The organism is Arthrobacter sp. NPDC055585 (genome assembly GCF_053619115.1).
This window is the reverse complement of record NZ_JBSHIT010000023.1, coordinates 1-1,478: the sequence shown is the minus strand read 5'-3', so window position 1 is coordinate 1,478 and position 1,478 is coordinate 1. Positions and strand designations below refer to the sequence as shown.

1 protein-coding gene is annotated in these 1,478 nt (G+C 64.3%); it reads right to left on the bottom strand.

Going from position 1 to position 1,478, the window contains the following annotated elements:
- Positions 1–23: 23 nt before the first annotated feature.
- Complete coding sequence (locus ACWGQ2_RS18365) at positions 24–1,235, bottom strand: IS110 family transposase (protein ID WP_452019649.1); 1,212 nt, start codon at positions 1,233–1,235, stop codon at positions 24–26.
- Between the last annotated feature and the right edge of the window lie 243 nt (positions 1,236–1,478).

Genomic DNA, 1,478 nt, shown 5'->3' with positions numbered 1-1,478 from the left:
GGGGGGTGCCTCTATGGTTTTCGTCAAGCGGCTGAGGGCAGGTTCTTAGGTGCAGGGTCTTCGTAAAGGGTGCCGTCGCGGAGCATGGCGAAGAGGACATCAGAGCGGCGCCGGGCCAGGGCAATGAGGGCCTGGTTATGCCGTTTACCCTCGGCGCGTTTGCGGTCGTAATACGCCCTGGACGGCGGATGATGCAGGGCGGCAAAGGCCGAGAGGAACAGGGCTCGTTTAAGTTTCTTATTTCCCCGCCGGCTCGGATGCTCACCTCTGATCGAGGTTCCGGAACGGCGGGTGACCGGAGCGATTCCGGCGTAGGAAGCCAGATGGGCGGCGGACGCGAAGTGCTTGCCGGTGACTTCGGTGAGAATCCTGGCGCAGGTCCTGACGCCGATGCCCGGCATCGAGGTCAGGACCTCGTAAAGAGGGTGGGCCTCCACGAGAGCTTCGACCTGGGATGCGATCTCCTCGCGCTGCCAGCGCAGGGACAGGAGCTGCTCGGCCAGTTTCGGCAGCACGATCCCGGCCGCACCGGTGCCCACGACAACTACCGTTTGCTGGTCCAGTGCGGTGAAGATGGCTTCGGTGAGGCGTTCAGCGGCTCTGGGAGCGTGTTTCTTCAGCCGTGCTTTCACATGACCGCGGCCGGCGGTCTTCAACGCCTGCGGGGTCGGATAGCGGGTGAGCAGGTCCGCCACCGCCGGGTGGTCCAGATGCGGGCCCAGTGCCCGCTCCAGGGCGGGATGGATCTGCGTGAGGAGCCCGCGGATCCGGTTGGAGGTCGCGGTGATTTGTCCGGCCAGGTCATCATCGAAACCGCAGAGCACGCCGAGCTCGGCCAGGGTTTCATCGTCCAGTTCCACCGACCGCAGCGTATGCGGCATGGACCGGGCGGCTTCGGCGATGATGGCCGCGTCCCGGGCATCGGTTTTCGCCTGGCCCGGGTGCAGGTCCGCGATCCGGCGCATCGCCAACCCGGGCAGATACCCCACGGATGCTCCGGCTGACCGGGCGACAGCGACCGGCAGTGCACCAATGGTCGCGGGCTGATCCACGATGACCAGGACCCTCCCGTGGCCGGCGAGTTTAGTGAGAACGTCGCGGATTTTGGTTTCGTCCTGCGGCAACGCTTTGTCGTAGAGCTTCTTCCCGGCCCGGTTCAGAGCCACGGCATGGTGACCGGTTTTGCCGACGTCCAGGCCAAGGAAAACGTCGATGCTCTCTTGCTCCAAGATCATGATTACCCCCGGTAGCTCATCCTGAGACTGACGCGTTGGCTGGTCAGGGCGGCAGGAGTCGCATCCACGTTACGAATGGCTTCGCTGGTCGTGCCTCTATCAGCGATCAACCCGCCGCCAAGCCGGTTCCGGTGGCAACACCCCCCGGATCATGGGTGACTGGGGGCAAAAACCATGCCGGAACCGACCGGCCAACACACCCATATCCTGCATCAGGAACGGGCTACGAAAAAGGTAACGGGG

What these genes read in the sequence shown, in the direction of transcription:
- ACWGQ2_RS18365 (WP_452019649.1), bottom strand. Translation starts at nt 1,235, where the DNA reads ATGATCTTGGAGCAAGAGAGCATCGACGTTTTCCTTGGCCTGGACGTC.